We start from the raw sequence: 1,288 nt of genomic DNA, 5'->3' as shown, positions 1-1,288 counted from the left end.
CGGCCAGCAGCCCGGCCAGGGCGTGGCGCATCGCGGGCAGGCCGGCATCGATGAGGGTGCAGCCCTGCTCGTCCTCCACCACATAGCAGTTCACGTTGGCCGCGGACACCAGGTAGATGCCGTCGGCGACGGTGGTGACCTCCATGGGCTATCCCTCCTGCGAACCGAACAGGTCGGTTTCGATTTTCACGTAGTGTTCCAGCAGCTCCAGGCCGTGGGTGCCGGAATCGCCTTCCTGCTCCAGGCCGTTGCGCAGGTCGGGCAGCTTCTGCATCAGGTACGGCGCCGGGGGCAGCAGCGGGGTGTCCGGATCGGTGTGCACCTCCAGGACCACCGGGCGCTCCTCGGTCAGCGCCTGGTGCCAGGCGGCGCCGAGCTGCTGCGGGTCGGTGACCTTAATGCCGCCCAGGCCCAGCAGCCGGGCGTATTCGGCGAATGGGAAGCTGGGCAGCTGCTGGCTCTGCTCGTAGCGCGGGTCCCCTTCCGTTTCACGCTGCTCCCAGGTGACCTCGGCCAGATCGGAGTTGTTCAGCACGCAGACCACGAACCCGGGATTCGACCAGTTCTTCCACTGGGCGGCCAGGGTGATCAGTTCCGCGTTGCCGCTCATCTGCATGCCGCCGTCGCCGGCCAGCACCACCACCGGACGGTCCGGGTGCAGCAGCTTGGCCGCGATCCCGTAGGCACTCCCCCGCCCATGCTGGCCAGGTGCTGCACAGGTGGGCGGGCACATTCGGCGGCAGGATCAGCTGCCGGGCGTACCAGTACACGCAGCTTCCCACGTCCAGGGCCAGCTGGGCGTCGTGCGGCAGGTGTTCGCCCAGTTCGCGCACCACCAGTTCGGGGTTGATCGGCCGGGCGGGCACCGCGGCCCGCTGGCGGCGCACCTCATGCCAGTTGCGCACGTGTTCCTCGACCCGTTCCCGCCAGGCGCGCGCTGACCGGCGCGGCGGGTGATCAGCTGTTGGAGCCGTTCCAGGCTCAGCGCCGCGTCGCCGACCAGGGCGACCTCCACCGGGTAGCGGTTGCCCGGGCGCTGGGCGGAGATGTCGATCTGCACGCCCGGGCGCTGCCGGGCTTGGGGTAGAACTCGGTCCATGGGTCATTGGAGCCAATGATCAGCAGGGCGTCGCATTCCTCCATCACCGCGGCGCTGGCCGAGGTGCCCAGGTGCCCATGACCCCGGCGCTGGTGGCAGGGTTTCATCCACGTAAGGTTTGCCCAGCAGGCTGGTGACACCGCCGCGTCCAGCTCGTGGGCCAGTTGGCGCACTGTCCCGGCCTGCCGG

The 1,288-nt window shown here is 69.5% G+C and carries 2 protein-coding genes and 1 pseudogene; all 3 read right to left on the bottom strand.

Going from position 1 to position 1,288, the window contains the following annotated elements:
* Nucleotides 1–148: 148 nt before the first annotated feature.
* On the bottom strand, nt 149–733 hold the full coding sequence (locus JCM19049_RS14455) for a thiamine pyrophosphate-dependent enzyme (RefSeq protein WP_279403287.1): 585 nt from the start codon (nt 731–733) through the stop codon (nt 149–151).
* A 12-nt stretch (nt 734–745) separates the two neighbouring features.
* A complete protein-coding gene (locus tag JCM19049_RS21150; RefSeq protein ID WP_279403286.1) occupies nt 746–1,060 on the bottom strand; it encodes a hypothetical protein in 315 nt (104 codons plus the stop codon).
* A pseudogene (locus JCM19049_RS21145) lies at nt 982–1,288 on the bottom strand (hypothetical protein); the annotation flags it as partial. The pseudogene JCM19049_RS21145 and the gene JCM19049_RS21150, both read right to left, overlap by 79 nt.

Source organism: Arthrobacter sp. JCM 19049 (genome assembly GCF_001310435.1).
Note: the sequence above shows the minus strand (reverse complement) of the source record. Positions and strands in the feature narration are given on the sequence as shown.